The sequence below is a fragment of the Streptomyces sp. NBC_01410 genome, from assembly GCF_045040195.1.
Classification (GTDB): Bacteria; Actinomycetota; Actinomycetes; order Streptomycetales; family Streptomycetaceae; genus Streptomyces.
This window is the reverse complement of the sequence record NZ_CP109530.1, coordinates 4924375-4940306: the sequence shown is the minus strand read 5'-3', so window position 1 is coordinate 4940306 and position 15932 is coordinate 4924375. Positions and strand designations below refer to the sequence as shown.

The 15932-nt window shown below is 70.7% G+C and carries 14 protein-coding genes and 1 pseudogene; 9 read left to right on the top strand and 6 right to left on the bottom strand.

The genetic code is table 11. The annotated features are described in order from the left end of the window. Nucleotides 1-16: 16 nt before the first annotated feature. The gene (locus OG741_RS22745; RefSeq protein WP_405600670.1) at nt 17-880 is read left to right on the top strand and encodes a hypothetical protein; all 864 of its coding nucleotides are present in this window, start codon (nt 17-19) and stop codon (nt 878-880) included. Between the two features lie 282 nt (nt 881-1162). Here OG741_RS22745 and OG741_RS22740 read toward each other — a convergent pair whose 3' ends face one another. Continuing rightward, nucleotides 1163-2890 (bottom strand): BACON domain-containing protein, encoded by a 1728-nt coding sequence (locus OG741_RS22740; RefSeq protein ID WP_405600669.1) that lies wholly within the window; start codon nt 2888-2890, stop codon nt 1163-1165. A 182-nt stretch (nt 2891-3072) separates the two neighbouring features. Between OG741_RS22740 and radA the strand changes: the two genes are divergently transcribed. Further along, complete coding sequence (gene radA / locus OG741_RS22735) at nt 3073-4506, top strand: DNA repair protein RadA (RefSeq protein WP_405600667.1); 1434 nt, start codon at nt 3073-3075, stop codon at nt 4504-4506. 101 nt (nt 4507-4607) lie between these two features. Beyond that, entirely contained in the window at nt 4608-5732 is a 1125-nt protein-coding gene (gene disA / locus OG741_RS22730; protein ID WP_405600665.1) for a DNA integrity scanning diadenylate cyclase DisA, read from the top strand. Nucleotides 5733-5822: 90 nt separating this feature from the next. Here disA and OG741_RS22725 read toward each other — a convergent pair whose 3' ends face one another. Next, entirely contained in the window at nt 5823-6632 is an 810-nt protein-coding gene (locus OG741_RS22725; RefSeq protein ID WP_405600663.1) for a hypothetical protein, read from the bottom strand. A 173-nt stretch (nt 6633-6805) separates the two neighbouring features. Here OG741_RS22725 and OG741_RS22720 point away from each other — a divergent pair, with 173 nt between their 5' ends. From OG741_RS22720 to cseC, 5 genes are all read left to right on the top strand, one after another. Beyond that, nucleotides 6806-7723: an A/G-specific adenine glycosylase gene (locus OG741_RS22720; RefSeq protein WP_405605718.1), complete on the top strand. Its 918-nt coding sequence runs from the start codon at nt 6806-6808 to the stop codon at nt 7721-7723. 252 nt (nt 7724-7975) lie between these two features. Next, nucleotides 7976-8548 carry a SigE family RNA polymerase sigma factor gene (locus OG741_RS22715; RefSeq protein ID WP_266481599.1) on the top strand — a complete coding sequence of 191 codons (573 nt, stop codon included), beginning with the start codon at nt 7976-7978 and terminating at the stop codon, nt 8546-8548. Further along, nucleotides 8536-9207: a hypothetical protein gene (locus tag OG741_RS22710; RefSeq protein WP_405600661.1), complete on the top strand. Its 672-nt coding sequence runs from the start codon at nt 8536-8538 to the stop codon at nt 9205-9207. The genes OG741_RS22715 and OG741_RS22710 overlap by 13 nt, the downstream gene beginning before the upstream one ends. A 12-nt stretch (nt 9208-9219) precedes the next feature. After that, nucleotides 9220-9927, top strand: coding sequence for a two-component system response regulator CseB (gene cseB / locus OG741_RS22705; RefSeq protein ID WP_405600659.1), 708 nt, complete (start codon nt 9220-9222; stop codon nt 9925-9927). Next, on the top strand, nt 9924-11243 hold the full coding sequence (cseC, locus tag OG741_RS22700; RefSeq protein WP_405600657.1) for a two-component system sensor histidine kinase CseC: 1320 nt from the start codon (nt 9924-9926) through the stop codon (nt 11241-11243). Before cseB ends, cseC begins: the two co-directional genes overlap by 4 nt. A 22-nt stretch (nt 11244-11265) precedes the next feature. On the opposite strand, the pseudogene OG741_RS22695 reads toward cseC, so the two are convergent. The 3 genes and pseudogenes from OG741_RS22695 to OG741_RS22685 form a co-directional block, all read right to left on the bottom strand. Next, a pseudogene (locus OG741_RS22695) lies at nt 11266-11707 on the bottom strand (VOC family protein). Between the two features lie 72 nt (nt 11708-11779). Then, nucleotides 11780-12172, bottom strand: a complete 393-nt coding sequence (locus tag OG741_RS22690; RefSeq protein WP_405605716.1) for a helix-turn-helix transcriptional regulator — start codon at nt 12170-12172, stop codon at nt 11780-11782. 159 nt (nt 12173-12331) lie between these two features. After that, entirely contained in the window at nt 12332-13999 is a 1668-nt protein-coding gene (locus OG741_RS22685) for an MDR family MFS transporter (protein ID WP_405600655.1), read from the bottom strand. 103 nt (nt 14000-14102) lie between these two features. Between OG741_RS22685 and OG741_RS22680 the strand changes: the two genes are divergently transcribed. Next, on the top strand, nt 14103-14663 hold the full coding sequence (locus OG741_RS22680; RefSeq protein WP_405600652.1) for a TetR/AcrR family transcriptional regulator: 561 nt from the start codon (nt 14103-14105) through the stop codon (nt 14661-14663). Between the two features lie 124 nt (nt 14664-14787). Here OG741_RS22680 and OG741_RS22675 read toward each other — a convergent pair whose 3' ends face one another. Further along, nucleotides 14788-15567, bottom strand: coding sequence for a M23 family metallopeptidase (locus OG741_RS22675; protein WP_405600650.1), 780 nt, complete (start codon nt 15565-15567; stop codon nt 14788-14790). Nucleotides 15568-15932: the final 365 nt, after the last annotated feature.

The window sequence follows — 15932 nt, the reverse complement described above, 5'->3', positions numbered from 1 at the left end:
GACATACCCTTGGCCTGTGCCAAAGACGAAAAAGGCGAAGCCGGGCAAAGCCAAGCCCCCGAAGCAGAGCAAGCGCGACCGGGACGGCGTGCAGAGCGCTGTACCGGCCGCCGTGCCGGACGCTGTACCCGACGAGAAGGGCCTGGACTTCGCGCGCGCGTGGGTCGAATTCCCGGACCCCGCCGACGACGAACAGGTCTTCCGCTGCGATCTCACCTGGCTGACCTCGCGCTGGAGCTGCATCTTCGGCAGCGGCTGCCAGGGCATCCAGGCTGGCCGCGCGGACGACGGGTGCTGCACGCTGGGAGCGCACTTCTCCGACAAGGACGACGAGAAGCGGGTCGCGGAGAATGTCGCGCGGCTCACCCCCGAGCTGTGGCAGTTCCACGACGTGGGCGCCGAGACCGGCTGGGTCCAGCTCGACGAGGACGGCGAACGCCAGACGCGGCGCTGGGAGGGCTCCTGCATCTTCCAGAACCGTCCCGGGTTCGCGGGCGGGGCGGGCTGCTCGCTGCACATCCTGGCGCTGCGGGAGGGCAAGGAGCCGCTGGAGACCAAGCCGGACGTGTGCTGGCAGCTGCCGGTGCGGCGGACGTACGACTGGATCGAGCGGCCCGACGACACGAAGGTGCTGCAGGTCTCGATCGGCGAGTACGACCGCCGGGGCTGGGGCCCGGGCGGCCACGACCTGCACTGGTGGTGCACGTCGGCAACGTCGGCGCACGGGTCGGGGGAGCCGGTGTACGTGACGTACCGGCCGGAGCTGACGGAGCTGATGGGCAAGGCGGCGTACGAGGTACTGGCGGAGCTGTGCGAGGCGCGGCTGTCGTCCCAGCTTCCCCTGGTGGCGCCGCATCCGGCGGACCCGAAGAGGGACTGAGCGGCGGGGGCCGCGGATGGTGCGGGTGGCCGCTGCGCGGGGCCTTTCCCCCACCCCGCCCCTTCCCGAACTGGGGGCAAGCCCCCAGACCCCCGTACGCGCTTCGCGCGTGTCCTCAAACGCCGGACGGGCTGAAAATCCAGCCCCTTGGGGGTCCCCCCGGACGAAGTCTGGGGGAGTTTGAGGAGCGGGGTCCGGGGCGGAGCCCCAGTTCGGGATGGGGGTACCTCCCACGGCCGCCAGGCCGTAGGGGGAGGGCGGGGTGGGGGAAACAACCCTCCCTCAGCCCGATGGCGGCGGCGGGTCCTCCTGGGACGGCGGCGGGTCCGACGGAGCCGCCTCCGACGAGGAGGGGTCCGTGGGCGGCGGGTCCGAAGGGGGCGGGGTCGGATCCGTAGGAGCCTGCGTCGGAGTCGGTGTCGGGTCCGTCGGCGTCGGGGACGGATCCGACGGGGTCGGCGTCGGGTCTGCGGGCGTCGGCGTGGGCGTGGGCGTCGGGTCCGAAGAGGGCGGCGTCGGGGTCGCGCCGTAGCCGTCGATCTCCAGGACCGCTCCCGACGGGTCCACCCCCACCCGCGCACTCCACGGCCCCGCCGGCTCCCGCCCGTGATCCACGCTCACGTAGATCGTGACCGACTCGCCCGGACGCAGCGTCCCGGAGGAGCGGCTCACATACAGCCAGGGCGCGTCCGTCCACAGGGACCAGGCCACCGGGGCACCGCCCGACGCCCTGAGCGTGATGCGCGTCGTGTCGCCCGCGGGCTCCGCCTCCACCGTGATGCGGCCGGGTCCCGGAACGCCGGGGCGGGCCGGCGGGAACGAGGCACCCGCGCTGATGACCTCGACCGAGACGTCGGGCGAGCGCATGCCCGCCGTGAACCTCGGGTCCGGTTCCGCGCGCGCGTTGCCCGCGTTCTCGTAGTAGTCGTACGGCTCGCCGTCGAGCCCGCCGGGGCCGTCCGCCTCGCTCGCGGTGACCGAGGACCCGTTGTGCCCCTCCCCCGTCTGCGGCGCGCCCCGGTATGCCGCCCACAGCGCGAGCACCGGCGCCGCGACGACGGTCGCCACGACCGTGGTCGTCACCGCGCGCGCCCGCAGCCGGTCACGCCGGGCCGCGTGGTCCTTGGGGTCGAGCGGAAAGCCGCGGGGGCCGAAGCGCGGCGCGCCCGCGCGGGCGCGCGGGACGTCCAGCATCGCGCTGTACGCGGCGGCCCGCGGAGCCTCGACCAGGGGCAGCTCGGCCGGGGTGGCACAGGACCCCGGCCAGGGCCCGCCCGCACCGGCGCGCTCGGCGGCGCGGCGGCAGCGCGGGCAGTCGTCGACGTGGCGGACGAGTTCCTGGCGCAGCGCGGCTGAGAGCAGGACGCGGTGGTCGTCGGTGAGCCGGGCGACGGCCGGGCAGTTGCCGGTCTCGACGACGGCGAGCGCGGCCCGGGTGCGCTCGACCTCGCACGCGGCTGCGGCGAGCAGTTCGCGCGCCGCGAGTGCGCCGAGGCCGAGGACAGAGGCGACTTCGGAGGCTCCGAGCCCGTGCCGGACGGCGAGTTCGAGGGCCTCGCGCTGTTCGGGTGTCGTACCTGCCGCCTCGGGCCAGGCCAGCAGCGCCAGTTCGTCGCGGCGGCGCTCGGCGACGTCCTCGCAGACCCGCGGGGCCTCGTCCGGGACGGCGGGCCGCGTCGGCCGCCCGGTGTGCGCCCCCTGCCGCTTGCGCCGCTGTTCGGCCAGTCGGCGCAGACAGGCCCAGCGCGCGAGCGCGTACAGCCATGCCTTCCGCTCGGCCTCGCCCGAAGGGCACCGCCCGTCATGCCGCTCGGCGATGGCGAGTACGTCGCCGAGCAGCGCGGTCGCGGCGTCGTGGTCGCAGAGCACGGAGAGGCAGTAGGTGAACAGGCCGTCGAGGTACGGCTCATGGCGCGCGGGCGGCCGTGGTGCGCAGGGGCGGGGCGCACGCCGGTGTCCCCGGTGTGCGCCGGTGATGTGGGTCGGTGGCTCCAGCCTGCTGCTCGTCACGCCGTGACCGTAGGCGCTGTGACACATCCCCTTCGTACCCCTTGAACACTTTTAATCCTTACGGGTGAACACATCGCTCGAAGGGGGACAGGAATCGTTAATTCCACCCCTACCGGTCCGCCCCCCGGCGATGACAGACCGCAGCGGACCTCGTTGTCAGTGGTCCCCTATACGGTTCCTGCATGGCTGCCCGTACGAAATCCGCGAAGGACCGGCCGTCCTACCGCTGCACCGACTGCGGCTGGACGACCGCCAAGTGGCTCGGCCGCTGCCCTGAATGCCAGGCCTGGGGCACGGTCGAGGAGTACGGCGCACCCGCTGTCCGTACGACCGCCGCCGGGCGCGTCTCCACCGCCGCGCTCCCCATCGGCCAGGTCGACGGCAGGCAGGCGACCGCCCGCTCCACCGGTGTGGCCGAGCTGGACCGCGTCCTCGGCGGCGGCCTCGTGCCGGGAGCCGTCGTGCTGCTGGCGGGCGAGCCGGGCGTCGGCAAGTCCACGCTGCTCCTCGACGTCGCCGCCAAGGCCGCGAGCGACGACCACCGCACGCTGTATGTCACCGGCGAGGAGTCCGCGAGCCAGGTCCGCCTGCGAGCCGACCGGATCAACGCGCTGCACGACCACCTGTATCTCGCCGCCGAGACCGATCTCTCCGCCGTCCTCGGCCACTTGGACGCGGTCAAGCCCTCGCTGCTGGTCCTCGACTCCGTACAGACCGTCGCATCGCCCGAGATCGACGGTGCGCCCGGCGGCATGGCCCAGGTCCGCGAGGTCGCGGGCGCACTGATCCGCGCCTCCAAGGAGCGCGGCATGTCCACGCTCCTGGTCGGCCATGTCACCAAGGACGGCGCGATCGCCGGACCGCGGCTCCTCGAGCACCTGGTGGACGTCGTGCTGTCCTTCGAGGGCGACCGGCACGCCCGCCTCCGTCTCGTACGAGGCGTCAAGAACCGCTACGGCGCGACGGACGAGGTCGGCTGCTTCGAGCTGCACGACGAGGGCATCACCGGCCTCGCCGACCCCTCGGGCCTCTTCCTCACCCGCCGCGCGGAAGCCGTCCCCGGCACCTGCCTGACGGTCACCCTCGAAGGCCGCCGCCCTCTCGTCGCCGAGGTGCAGGCGCTGACCGTCGACTCGCAGATCCCCTCGCCCCGGCGCACGACCTCGGGCCTGGAGACCTCACGGGTGTCGATGATGCTGGCCGTACTGGAACAGCGCGGCCGGATCACCGCGCTCGGCAAACGCGACATCTACAGCGCGACGGTCGGCGGCGTGAAGCTCTCCGAGCCCGCGGCGGACCTCGCGATCGCGCTCGCCCTGGCGTCGGCGGCCAGCGACACCCCGCTGCCCAAGAATCTGGTCGCGATCGGCGAGGTGGGCCTCGCGGGCGAGGTCAGAAGGGTGACGGGCGTCCAGCGAAGGCTCGCCGAGGCGCACCGGCTCGGCTTCACGCATGCCCTTGTCCCCACCGATCCGGGCAAGATCCCTGCGGGTATGAAGGTCACGGAAGTGGCCGACATGGGGGACGCTCTCAGGGTGCTCCCGCGCGGTCGCCGGACGGCTCCCGACAACAGTGCCGAAAGGCGCTCCGACAGGGCTTCCGAAAGGGGTCAGTAGACCGCCGCGGGGAAAGAGCGCACCGAGGCCCCACGGGCGGGCGACACGCGCCGGTAGACTTTGCCCTGGTCTCGCCCATCCGTACGAGCCGGAGGAGTGCAGTGGCAGCCAAGGACGGGGCAGGTGCACCCGGAAAGTCCGGCGGAGGCTCCGGCAACGAAGCACTGATCCGCGCCGCCCTGAGCGCGGTCGCGCCCGGGCAGGCCCTCCGCGACGGGCTCGAGCGGATCCTCCGCGGCAACACCGGAGGCCTGATCGTCCTCGGCATGGACAAAACGGTCGAATCCATGTGCACCGGCGGCTTCGTGCTGGACGTGGAGTTCACCGCGACCCGGCTGCGCGAGCTGTGCAAGCTGGACGGCGCGCTCATCCTCGACAAGGACATCAGCAAGATCCACCGGGCCGGTGTGCAGCTGGTCCCGGACGCGTCCATCCCCACCGAGGAGACCGGCACCCGCCACCGCACGGCGGACCGGGTCTCGCGCCAGTGCGGCTTCCCCGTCGTGTCCGTCTCCCAGTCGATGCGCCTGATCGCGCTGTACGTGGACGGGGAGCGGCGGGTCCTTGAGGAGTCGGCCGCGATCCTCTCCCGCGCGAACCAGGCTCTCGCGACCCTTGAGCGCTACAAACTCCGCCTCGACGAGGTCGCCGGCACGCTCTCCGCGCTGGAGATCGAGGACCTGGTGACGGTCCGCGACGTGACGGCGGTGGCGCAGCGGCTGGAGATGGTGCGCCGGATCGCGACCGAGATCGCCGAGTACGTGGTGGAGTTGGGCACCGACGGCCGTCTTCTCTCGCTGCAGCTGGACGAGTTGATCGCGGGCGTCGAGCCGGAGCGGGAGCTGGTCGTACGCGACTACGTGCCGGAGCCCACGGCGAAGCGGTCGCGCACGGTGGACGAGGCGCTTACCGAGCTGAACGACCTCACGCACACCGAGCTGCTCGAACTGCCCATAGTGGCAAGGGCGTTGGGCTACAGCGGCTCGCCCGAGACGCTCGACTCCGCGGTCTCGCCGCGCGGTTACCGTCTGCTGGCGAAGGTGCCGAGGCTGCCCGGCGCGATCATCGAGCGGCTCGTCGAGCACTTCGGCGGCCTGCAGAAGCTGCTGGCGGCGAGCGTCGACGATCTGCAGACGGTCGACGGCGTCGGGGAGGCACGGGCACGGAGCGTGCGCGAGGGCCTTTCGCGGCTGGCGGAGTCCTCGATCCTCGAGCGGTACGTCTGAGGTACCTGTCGTCAATCGCCGGACGGGCCGGATCTGCCGGCCCGTCCGGCGATTGACGACAAACCCCGACCGTGCGGCCCAGGCTCCGGCTCAGTCCTTTTCGAGGCGGAACGACGCCGGCAGCACCGTCACCCCCGGGAACGCCGCCTCCACCAGATACGTGCCCGGGGCCACCGCCCCCGCGGGAGGCGTGGCGCACTGCGCTGCGCTCCGCTTGCGGTCCCACTCCACGGTGTGCGTGATGCTCGCCCCCGCCGGGACCCTCAGCAGCAGACTCCCCGCCGCCCGCGGGCAGTCCTTCGACGACCACACCGTGTCGTCCTCGTCGTCGGTGACGGTGAGGACGGCAGCCTTGGGCCCGAAGTCCGCCTTGCACGTCGTCGCCGACGAGTTGGAGGCGACCAGCTGGAACGCGGGCTTCTCCCCCGGCCCGTAAGCGACTTCGATGCTGCGCAGGGTCAATTTCAGTGCGCCCGGGGCGCAGTCGGGCAGGCTGGAGCCGGCCGGGACCTGCTGGCCGCCCGCGCCGCCATTGGCCGCGCCGCCCGCCGCGGTGTCGCCGTTCTTGCCCGCGGTGGCGCCACCGTCGCCGCCCGCGCTGTCGCCCGTACCGCCGCCGTCACCGGTGCCGTCGCTGCCGCCGGTTTCACCCGACTCGTCGCGCCCGCCCGGCTGTTCACTGATCGCGGTGCCGGACTGCGAGGGTCCGGGGGTGATGGTGCGGGCGGGCGTCGAGCCGTTGGCACTGTCGCCGTCGCCCTTGCCTCCGTTGCCGCCGCCGGAGCTGACGGTCCATACGATCAGCATCGCGAGCAGCGCGATCAACGAAGCCGCGACTGCCCTCCGTCGCCAGTAGATGGAGGAGGGGAGCGGCCCGATCGGATTGCGCAGAGATCCCACGGCCCAAACTCTACGAGAGATCCGGTCCAACTCCGGCCCCACCCGCCGCCGGAGTTCGCAAGTTCTGCCGATCATCATCCCGGGCGGCATCGGCCAGTGCGTACACCCGTCACCGAGAGAAGGCGACGGCCTCACGGAGCGTATGCAGCATCGGCTCCCCGGGACGTGCCAGGATCGGAGTGATGACTGAAACCACCACAGACCCTGCCCCGGCCGATGCGACGGGCCTCCACGCCCCCGTCATCGCCTGGTTCGACGAGCACGCACGCGATCTGCCCTGGCGCCGCCCCGAGGCCGGCGCCTGGGGTGTGATGGTCAGCGAGTTCATGTTGCAGCAGACCCCGGTCAACCGGGTGCTGCCGGTGTACGAACAGTGGCTGGCCCGCTGGCCGCGCCCGGCCGATCTCGCGGCCGATGCGCCCGGCGAGGCGGTCCGCGCCTGGGGGCGGCTCGGCTATCCGCGCCGTGCGCTGCGCCTGCACGGGGCCGCGCAGGCGATAACGGACCGGCACGGCGGCGATGTACCGAGCGACCACGCCCAGTTGCTCGCACTGCCGGGCATCGGGGAGTACACGGCGGCCGCGGTGGCCTCCTTCGCGTACGGACAGCGCCATGCCGTCCTCGACACCAATGTCCGCCGGGTCTTCGCCCGCGCGGCGAGCGGCATCCAGTACCCGCCGACCGCGACGACCGCGGCCGAGCGCAAGCTGGCACGGGCACTGCTGCCCGACGACGAGGAGACCGCCGCCCGCTGGGCAGCGGCATCCATGGAGCTTGGCGCGCTGGTGTGCACCGCGAAGAACGAGGACTGCGCGCGCTGCCCGATCGCCACGCGGTGCGCCTGGCGGCTGGCCGGTAAGCCCGCGCACCAGGGGCCGGCGCGCCGCGCCCAGACCTACGCGGGAACGGACCGCCAGGTGCGCGGCAGGCTCCTTGCCGTGCTGCGCGAGGCCGTGGTGCCGGTGCCGCAGTCGGCGCTGGACGCGGTCTGGCACGAGCCGGTGCAGCGGGCCCGGGCGCTGGACGGTCTGGTCGCGGACGGCCTTGTGGAGCCGCTGGAGAACGGCGTCTACCGCCTCCCCCAGAACTGACGCCGAGCAGCCTCAGAGCAGGCGCCGAGCCGCCGCGGAAAGCCGTGCCCCCGGCCCGGTCCGCAACACGCCCGGGGGCCATTCCCACCCGAACCGTGCCTGAAACCTCTCCTGTTACACAACCGATGGATGGCCGTGCGCCCTCCGACGGCTGGACCGCACAGCCCCGTGACAACCCCTCCGTAACTTCATCTGGCGTAAGGGGACGGCAGTTGCTTGTCACGGGGATTCACGGGGATGGAGGCGGTTGAAATGGCGCACGGCGAGGTGCTCGAATTCGAAGAGTACGTACGCAACCGGCAGGAGGCTCTGCTGCGAAGCGCCCGGCGCCTCGTACCCGACCCGATCGACGCCCAGGACCTGTTGCAGACCGCTCTGGTCCGCACCTACGGCCGCTGGGACGGCATCGCCGACAAGTCGCTGGCCGACGCCTACCTCCGCCGCGTGATGATCAATACGCGTACGGAGTGGTGGCGGGCCCGCAAGCTCGAAGAGGTACCGACCGAGCAGCTGCCGGACGCGAGCGTCGAGGACGGCAGCGAGCAGCGCGCGGACCGCGCCCTGTTGATGGACGTACTGAAAGTTCTGGCTCCCAAGCAGCGCAGCGTCGTCGTACTGCGACACTGGGAGCAGATGAGCACCGAAGAGACGGCTGCCGCGCTGGGCATGTCGGCCGGTACGGTGAAGAGCACGCTGCACCGGGCCCTCGCCCGGCTCCGCCAGGAGCTGGAGAGCCGGGACCTGGACGCCCGCGCCCTTGAGCGCGGCGAACTGCGGCGTGACCGTGAGCTCGACGAACGGGGGCAGGAGCGGTGCGCGGCCTGAAAGTCAGAGGCGGCAACAAAGGCTTGGCGGCGAGCGGCGCGGCAATGGCCGGGCTCGCCGCCGTAGGCGTGTTCACCGTTGCCTGCTCCTCGGGCGGCAGCGGGGTCCACGACGAGGGCGCGGCTCATACCGACGTGGTCGCGAAGGCCACCCCCTCGCCCAACTCGAGCCCCACGAGCGGTGCGCAGAAGACCGAGGGCGCGAACCCGGTAAAGCTGATCATGAGTGACCCCAAGGTCAGCGAACGGGTCAAGGCCGACCTCAAGCCGTGTGCCCGGGACTCCTACCCGCTGGACACGTCCTATGGAAACCTCACCGGCGGGACCAAGCCGGATGTGGTCGTCAACGTCCTGACGTGCGGCGACGCGGTTGGCATGGGCACCTATGTGTACCGCGACAACGGCGAGAGGTACGAGAATGTCTTCGCGGCCGAGGAGCCCGCGGTGTACTCCGCGATCGACCGGGGCGACCTGGTGGTGACTAAGCAGGTGTACGCCAAGGGTGATCCGGCCGCCGAGCCGTCGGGCGAGGAAGTCACCACGTGGCACTGGGCGGGCGGGAAATTCGTCCAGCAGTACTGGGTACGCAACGAATTCAGCAGAGCGGTCGGCGAGGGCGAAGCAATCGTCCCCGAACCGTCATCGACGAGCGAGAACTGAGAGAGCAGCGGGATGGCCGAGACCCATGTCCTGTTCGTGGAGGACGACGACGTCATCCGCGAGGCGACCCAGCTGGCGCTGGAGCGCGACGGCTTCAGGGTCACCGCGATGCCCGACGGGCTCCAGGGCCTCGACGCGTTCCGGGCGAACCGTCCGGACATCGCGCTGCTCGATGTGATGGTGCCGGGCCTTGACGGCGTGAGTCTGTGCCGCCGTATCCGGGACGAGTCGACCGTGCCGGTGATCATGCTGTCCGCTCGGGCCGACTCCATCGATGTGGTGCTCGGCCTGGAGGCCGGCGCCGACGACTACGTCACCAAACCCTTCGACGGCGCGGTGCTGGTCGCCCGTATCCGCGCGGTCCTGCGCCGCTTCGGCCACGCGGGCGGCGCGGCGGGCGCCGAGTCGGGCACCGCGGGCCAGGAGACGCAGGAGGCGCTGCTGGTCTTCGGCGATCTGGAGATCGACACGGAGGGCATGGAAGTACGCAAGGCCGGTGATCCGGTGGGGCTGACGCCGACCGAGATGCGGCTGCTGCTGGAGTTCTCCTCCGCGCCCGGCACCGTGCTCTCCCGCGACAAGCTGCTGGAGCGGGTCTGGGACTACGGCTGGGGCGGCGACACCCGGGTCGTGGACGTCCATGTCCAGCGGCTGCGCACCAAGATCGGACAGGACCGGATCGAGACGGTCCGCGGCTTCGGTTACAAGCTCAAGGCATGAGGCGGCTCGTACTGCGCACCGGCGTCCGGTGGAAGATCAGCATCGCGATCGCAGGGGTGGGCGCACTGATCGCCGTGGCGCTGAGTCTTGTCGTGCACAACGCAGCCCGCGTCTCGATGCTGGACAACGCGCGCGACGTCCAGATGAAACAGGTGCTGATCGCGCAGCGCTGGTACGAGACGTCCAAGAAAGACCCCCGCTTCAACACCAAGATCAATGACCCCGCGCTGCCCAAGTCGCTCCAGAAGCTGATGCGGGAGAAGCGGCGCGGTAGTTACGTCGACGAGAGCCACGGCAGCACCCCCGACATCTGGGCCGCCGTCCCCCTCTCCAACGGCGATGTGCTCTCCCTGCACAGCCAGTTCACCGGACGCAGCGCCACCGTCATGAACGACCTCGACCGGGCGCTGATCATCGGCTCGGTCTCCGTCGTGTTCGGCGGCTGCGCGCTCGGCGTGCTGATCGGCGGACAGCTCTCGCGCAGACTGCGCAAGGCCGCCGCGGCCGCCGGCAATGTCGCCCAGGGCAAGACGGACGTACGGGTCAGGGACGCCATCGGCGGTGTCGTACGCGACGAGACCGACGATCTCGCCCGTGCCGTCGACGCGCTGACCGACGCGCTGAACGAACGCATCGAGGCGGAGCGCCGCGTCACCGCGGACATCGCGCACGAACTGCGCACCCCCGTCACCGGGCTGCTCACGGCCGCCGAGCTGCTGCCGCCCGGCCGCCCCAGCGAGCTCGTACGGGACCGGGCCCAGGCCATGCGGACGCTGGTCGAGGACGTCCTGGAGGTGGCCAGGCTCGACAGCGCGTCGGAGCGGGCCGAACTCCAGGAGATCGCGCTCGGCGAGTTCGTCAGCCGCCGGATCACGGCACTGAATCCGGACGTGGTGGTCCGGGTCGTGCACGAGTCCTGGGTCAGCACCGATCCGCGCCGCCTCGAACGCATCCTGCTCAATCTGCTGACCAATGCCGCGAAGTACGGAAAGCCGGCGGTCGAGGTCACCGTCGAGGGCCGCGTGGTGCGGGTCCGCGACCACGGTCCCGGCTATCCCGAGGCGCTGCTGCGCGAGGGCCCGAGCCGCTTCCGTACGGGCGCCAGCGACCGGGCGGGCACGGGCCACGGCCTGGGTCTGACGATCGCGGCGGGCCAGGCGCGCGTCCTCGGCGCACGGCTGACCTTCCGCAATGCCGCGCCGGAAGGGATGCAGACGCCGCTGGGCGAGTCGGGAGGCGCGATCGCGGTGCTGTGGCTGCCCGAGCACGCGCCGACGAACACGGGCAGCTTCCCGATGATGCCGCTCCCGGACTAGTAGGTCCTAGCCGCGCCCCGCGCTAACAGGCCCAGTCCTTGTCGAGGTCGAGGCCACCCTCGCGCCGCTGCGTGAAGGAGAACCAGTTGCCCGAGTCGTCGCGCAGGATCGCCTCCGTGCCGTACGGACGCTCCTGCGGGGCCTGCAGGAACTCCACCCCGCGTGCCTTGAGCCTCTCGTAGTCCCCATGGACATCGTCGGTGGTCAGCACCCCGGCGCCCATGACGCCCTTGCTGATGAGCGTCTTCATCGCCGCGGCCGCCTCCGGGTCCATCGCGGGCGCGCCCGGCACCATCAGCGTCAGCTCCACGTCCGGCTGGTCCTTCGCTCCGACGGTCAGCCAGCGCATCCCGCCGTCGCCCATGGTCATGTCCGTACGGACCTCAAGACCGAGCTTCTCGGTGTAGAACTCCTTGGCCCGGTCCTGGTCCAGTGACCGTGGAAATGGCAAGACCCTTGATCATGAGGTGCTCCTCGGTGGGGTGCGTCGAGCGGGGTGGTCCCTGCCCGTGGTGTCACCGCAGGCAGCGCCCCCGTCAGTCGGCTTCTCCAGAATTGCTCTGTCGGTCCGGACCCTGTTTCGCGGGGAAGCCGCCCGCCCACAGCAGGGCATAACACCCCGGTATCAGCGCGGCCCCGCGCCCCACATACCGGGCGCGGTACTCGCTCGGTGTCAGCCCGGTCTGCTTCTTGAACCGGGTGGAGAAGGTGCCGAGGCTGCTGAAGCCGACCAGCGTGCAGATCTCCGTGACGGACAGATCCGCCGAGCGCAGCAGCTCCTCGGCCCGCTCTATGCGCCTGCAGGACAGGTACAGGCCGGGCGTCTGCCCGTACACCGCCTTGAAGGCGCGCACGAAGTGATACCGCGAATACCCGGCATGGGCAGCCACCGCGTCCAGGTCGAGCGGCTCGGCCCAGTCGCGGTCCATGGCGTCCTTGGCGAGGCGCAGCTGCCGCAGATGGGCCAGGCGCGCCGGCGCCGCAGGGGTGCTTTCCACATGTCCGATGCTGGCACGCACCACTGACAACGGCCCCCGGTGTGCACACCGGGGGCCGTCGGCCGGGCATTCTGCGGGGTTCGGGCGCGGTCAGACCCTCTCAGCGACCTTCTCGCCGCCGGCGTCCCGGCTCTCCTCCGCGTCCGCACTCTGCCCTGCGTCCGCTTTCGGTTCCGCGGCGGGCGCCGGGGCCGCCCCGCGCAGCGGTACCTCCTTGACGAAGAACGCCGCCAGGAAGCCGATCACCGCGACCGCCGCCCCCAGCAGGAAGGCCGCGTGGGTGCCGGACGACACCGCGACCTCGTACGCCTCCCTCACCGGGTCCGGCAGCTTCGCCAGGCTCGCGGCGTCCAGCTGCGCGGAACGCTCGGTGATCGCCGAGCCGCCCCTGGCCGCCATCTCGTGCTGCACCCGGCTGGTGAACAGCGCGCCCATGATCGCGACGCCGAAGGAGCTGCCGAGCGTACGGAAGAGGGTGGCGCCGGAGGACGCGACGCCCATGTCCTTCAGCTCCACGCTGTTCTGCGCGACCAGCATGGTGATCTGCATCAGGAAGCCCATGCCCGCGCCGAGCACCGCCATGTAGAGGCTGGAGGTCAGCCGCGAGGTCTCGGTGTCCATCGTCGAGAGCAGGTAGAGGCCGACCATCATCAGCCCGCCGCCGATGATCGGGAAGAGCCGGTACTTGCCGGTGCTGGTGGTGACCCGGCCCGCGATCATCGAGACGACGAGCATCGACATCAGCATCGGGAGCAGCAGCAGGCCGGAGTTGGTCGCGGACGCGCCCTGGACCGACTGCTGGTACAGCGGCAGGAAGAGCACCGCGCCGAACATCACGAATCCGGTCAGGAAGCCGATCACCGACATGAGGGAGAAGTTGCGGCTGCGGAAGATGTGCAGCGGCATGATCGGTTCGGCGGCCTTGGTCTCGACGAAGAAGAAGCCGGTGAGCGAGGCGACGCCGATCGCGATGAGCTCCATGATCACGGCCGAGTCCCAGGCGTACTCCGTACCGCCCCAGGTGGTCACGAGCACGATCGAGGTGATGCCCACGGTCAGCAGCCCGGCGCCCAGATAGTCGATGCGCGCCTTGGTCCGTTCCTTCTTCGGCAGGTGGAGCACCGCGGTGACCATGGCGAGCGCGACGGCACCGAGCGGCAGGTTGATGTAGAAGCTCCAGCGCCAGCCGAGGTGGTCGGTGATGGTGCCGCCGACCAGCGGTCCGCCGATCATCGCGACGGCCATGACGGCCGCCATCATGCCCTGGTACTTGCCGCGCTCCCGCGGCGGAACCAGATCGCCGATGATCGCCATGACCCCGACCATCAGTCCGCCCGCGCCCAGGCCCTGGATGGCGCGGAAGCCGATGAGCTGGCCCATGTCCTGGGCCATGCCGCTGAGTGCCGAGCCGATCAGGAAGAGCACGATCGCGGTGAGGAAGGTGCCCTTGCGGCCGTACATGTCGCCGAGCTTGCCCCAGATCGGGGTGGAGGCCGCGGTGGCCAGGGTGTACGCGGTGACGACCCAGGAGAGATGCTCCAGGCCGCCGAGCTCACCGACGATGGTCGGCATCGCGGTGCCGACGATCATGTTGTCGAGCATGGCCAGCAGCATGGCGATCATGAGCGCGAGAATCACGACCCGGACACTGCGCTCCTGAGGCTGAGCCTCCTGCTGCGCCTGTGACGGTTGCTTCGCCTGTTGCTCCCCCGGCGCCTCGGCGCTCGGCTTTTTCTTGTCTCCCGATATACCGGCCATCGTTCCCACTCCCCGACACTTACTTGCCGCCCGGCTAGCTGACTACACTGGGAAGGTAGACCCGCAACTAGCCGGGCGTCAAGTAAGTTTTCAGGAGAGCCCCATGGCCAGAGGCAACACCCGCCAGCGCATTCAGGACGTTGCCCTGGAGCTCTTCGCCGAGCAGGGCTACGAGAAGACCTCACTGCGCGAGATCGCAGAGGCCCTCGACGTCACCAAGGCCGCGCTGTACTACCACTTCAAGACCAAGGAAGACATCCTGATCAGCCTCTTCCAGGACCTGACGAGGCCGATGGACGAGCTGATCGAGTGGGCGCAATCGCAGCCGCACACCCTGGAGACGAAGAAGGAGATCCTGCGCCGCTACAGCCAGGCACTGCTCGGCGCGGCCCCGCTCTTCCGCTTCATGCAGGAGAACCAGGCGACGCTGCGCGATCTGAGCATCGGCGAGACCTTCAAGGACCGGATGCTGGCGATGGTGGAGCTGATCAAGGAGCCCGAGGCGGCACTGTCCGACCAGGTCCGCTGCTTCAGCGCACTCTTCACGATGCACGCCGGGATGTTCCTGCTCAAGGACGTCGAAGGCGACCCGGAGGACAAGCGCATGGCCGTCCTCGAGGTCGCCACCGATCTCGTGAGCCAGGCTCACGGCGTCAAGGGCTGACGCGCTCCGGCGTCAGGCTCGGCGCACCGGGTTCGGCGCGTCCGGCTCGGCGCGTCCGGCTCGGCGCGTCCGGCTCGGCGCGTCCGGCTCGGCGCGTCCGGCTCGGCGCGTCCGGCTCGCTGCGTCAGAGGGAGACGCCCTCGGCGCGCAGGAAGGCCATGGGGTTCACCGCGGAGCCGTAGTTCGGGGTCGTACGGATCTCGAAGTGCAGGTGCGGGCCGGAGGAGTTACCGGTGTTGCCCGAGCGGGCGATCGTCTGACCGGTCTTCACGTGCTTGCCGACGAACACGTTGATCTTCGACAGGTGGGCGTACTGCGAGTACGTGCCGTTGGCGTGCTTGATCACAATGGCGTTGCCGTACGCGGAACCGTCGCCGCCGCCGTTCGGGCCGGCCTTCACGACGACACCGCCGTGGGTGGCCTTGACCACGGTGCCGACCGGAACGGCGAAGTCCTGGCCGGAGTGCTTGTGGGACCACATGGCGCCGCCCTGGTTGAAGCTCGCGCTCAGCGTGTAGCGGGCGACCGGCTTGACCCAGCCGACCTTCTTGGCGGCCTTGGCCTTGGCGGCCTTCGCGGCAGCGGCCTTCACCGCGGCAGCCTTCGCGGCCTTGGCCTTCGCAGCCTTGACCTTGAGGGCCTTCGCGTTGGCGGCGGCCTTGGCGGCCGCGGCAGCCTTCGCCGTCGCGGCGGCCTTGGCGGTTGCGGCGGCCTTGGCCTGCACGTCGGCCTGGACGGCCACGGCGGCGGCGGGGGTCGTGGCGGCCGCCTTGCCCGCAGTTGCGGAGGCGACACCGGCACCGGCTCCGACGACCATCACGGCGCCGAGTCCGGCGGCGACGACGGTGCCACGGTTACGGAGCACGGACGGGCGGAGACGGTGATTGATGACGCGCTTCGACATACGGGAGAACCTCCGGGCATGAATGGACCCGGCGCGCTGGCACCGGGCTGGCCATCCCTTGGTAACCCGAGCTCCCGTTCCACCTCAAACACCCCATCTACGACATTGCGTCGTAGCCGCCACCCCGGGAATTCAACTCTTGACGCCATTCCCATCCACGCCGGAGTCCCTTGAAATCCGGACAAAATATCCCAGCGGAGAGAGGTTTAAGCCCTTGTGCGAACCAGCCGAAACCGACATCCCGCCCGGATAAGCACCTCTCGCCCAGTCATGGACCAAAGGTCTCGCCGCAACCCTGGACGGAGGGCACCCTTCGAGGGGCGGCAAGTGCTCCTATCCCGGCTAGTAGGGCCGGATGGGCCTGT

What these genes read in the sequence shown, in the direction of transcription:
- OG741_RS22680 (WP_405600652.1), top strand. Translation starts at nt 14,103, where the DNA reads ATGGCCAGAGGCAACACCCGCCAGCGCATTCAGGACGTTGCCCTGGAG.
- OG741_RS22690 (WP_405605716.1), bottom strand. Translation starts at nt 12,172, where the DNA reads ATGGACCGCGACTGGGCCGAGCCGCTCGACCTGGACGCGGTGGCTGCC.
- cseB (WP_405600659.1), top strand. Translation starts at nt 9,220, where the DNA reads ATGGCCGAGACCCATGTCCTGTTCGTGGAGGACGACGACGTCATCCGC.
- cseC (WP_405600657.1), top strand. Translation starts at nt 9,924, where the DNA reads ATGAGGCGGCTCGTACTGCGCACCGGCGTCCGGTGGAAGATCAGCATC.
- OG741_RS22715 (WP_266481599.1), top strand. Translation starts at nt 7,976, where the DNA reads ATGGCGCACGGCGAGGTGCTCGAATTCGAAGAGTACGTACGCAACCGG.
- OG741_RS22675 (WP_405600650.1), bottom strand. Translation starts at nt 15,567, where the DNA reads ATGTCGAAGCGCGTCATCAATCACCGTCTCCGCCCGTCCGTGCTCCGT.
- OG741_RS22685 (WP_405600655.1), bottom strand. Translation starts at nt 13,999, where the DNA reads ATGGCCGGTATATCGGGAGACAAGAAAAAGCCGAGCGCCGAGGCGCCG.
- radA (WP_405600667.1), top strand. Translation starts at nt 3,073, where the DNA reads ATGGCTGCCCGTACGAAATCCGCGAAGGACCGGCCGTCCTACCGCTGC.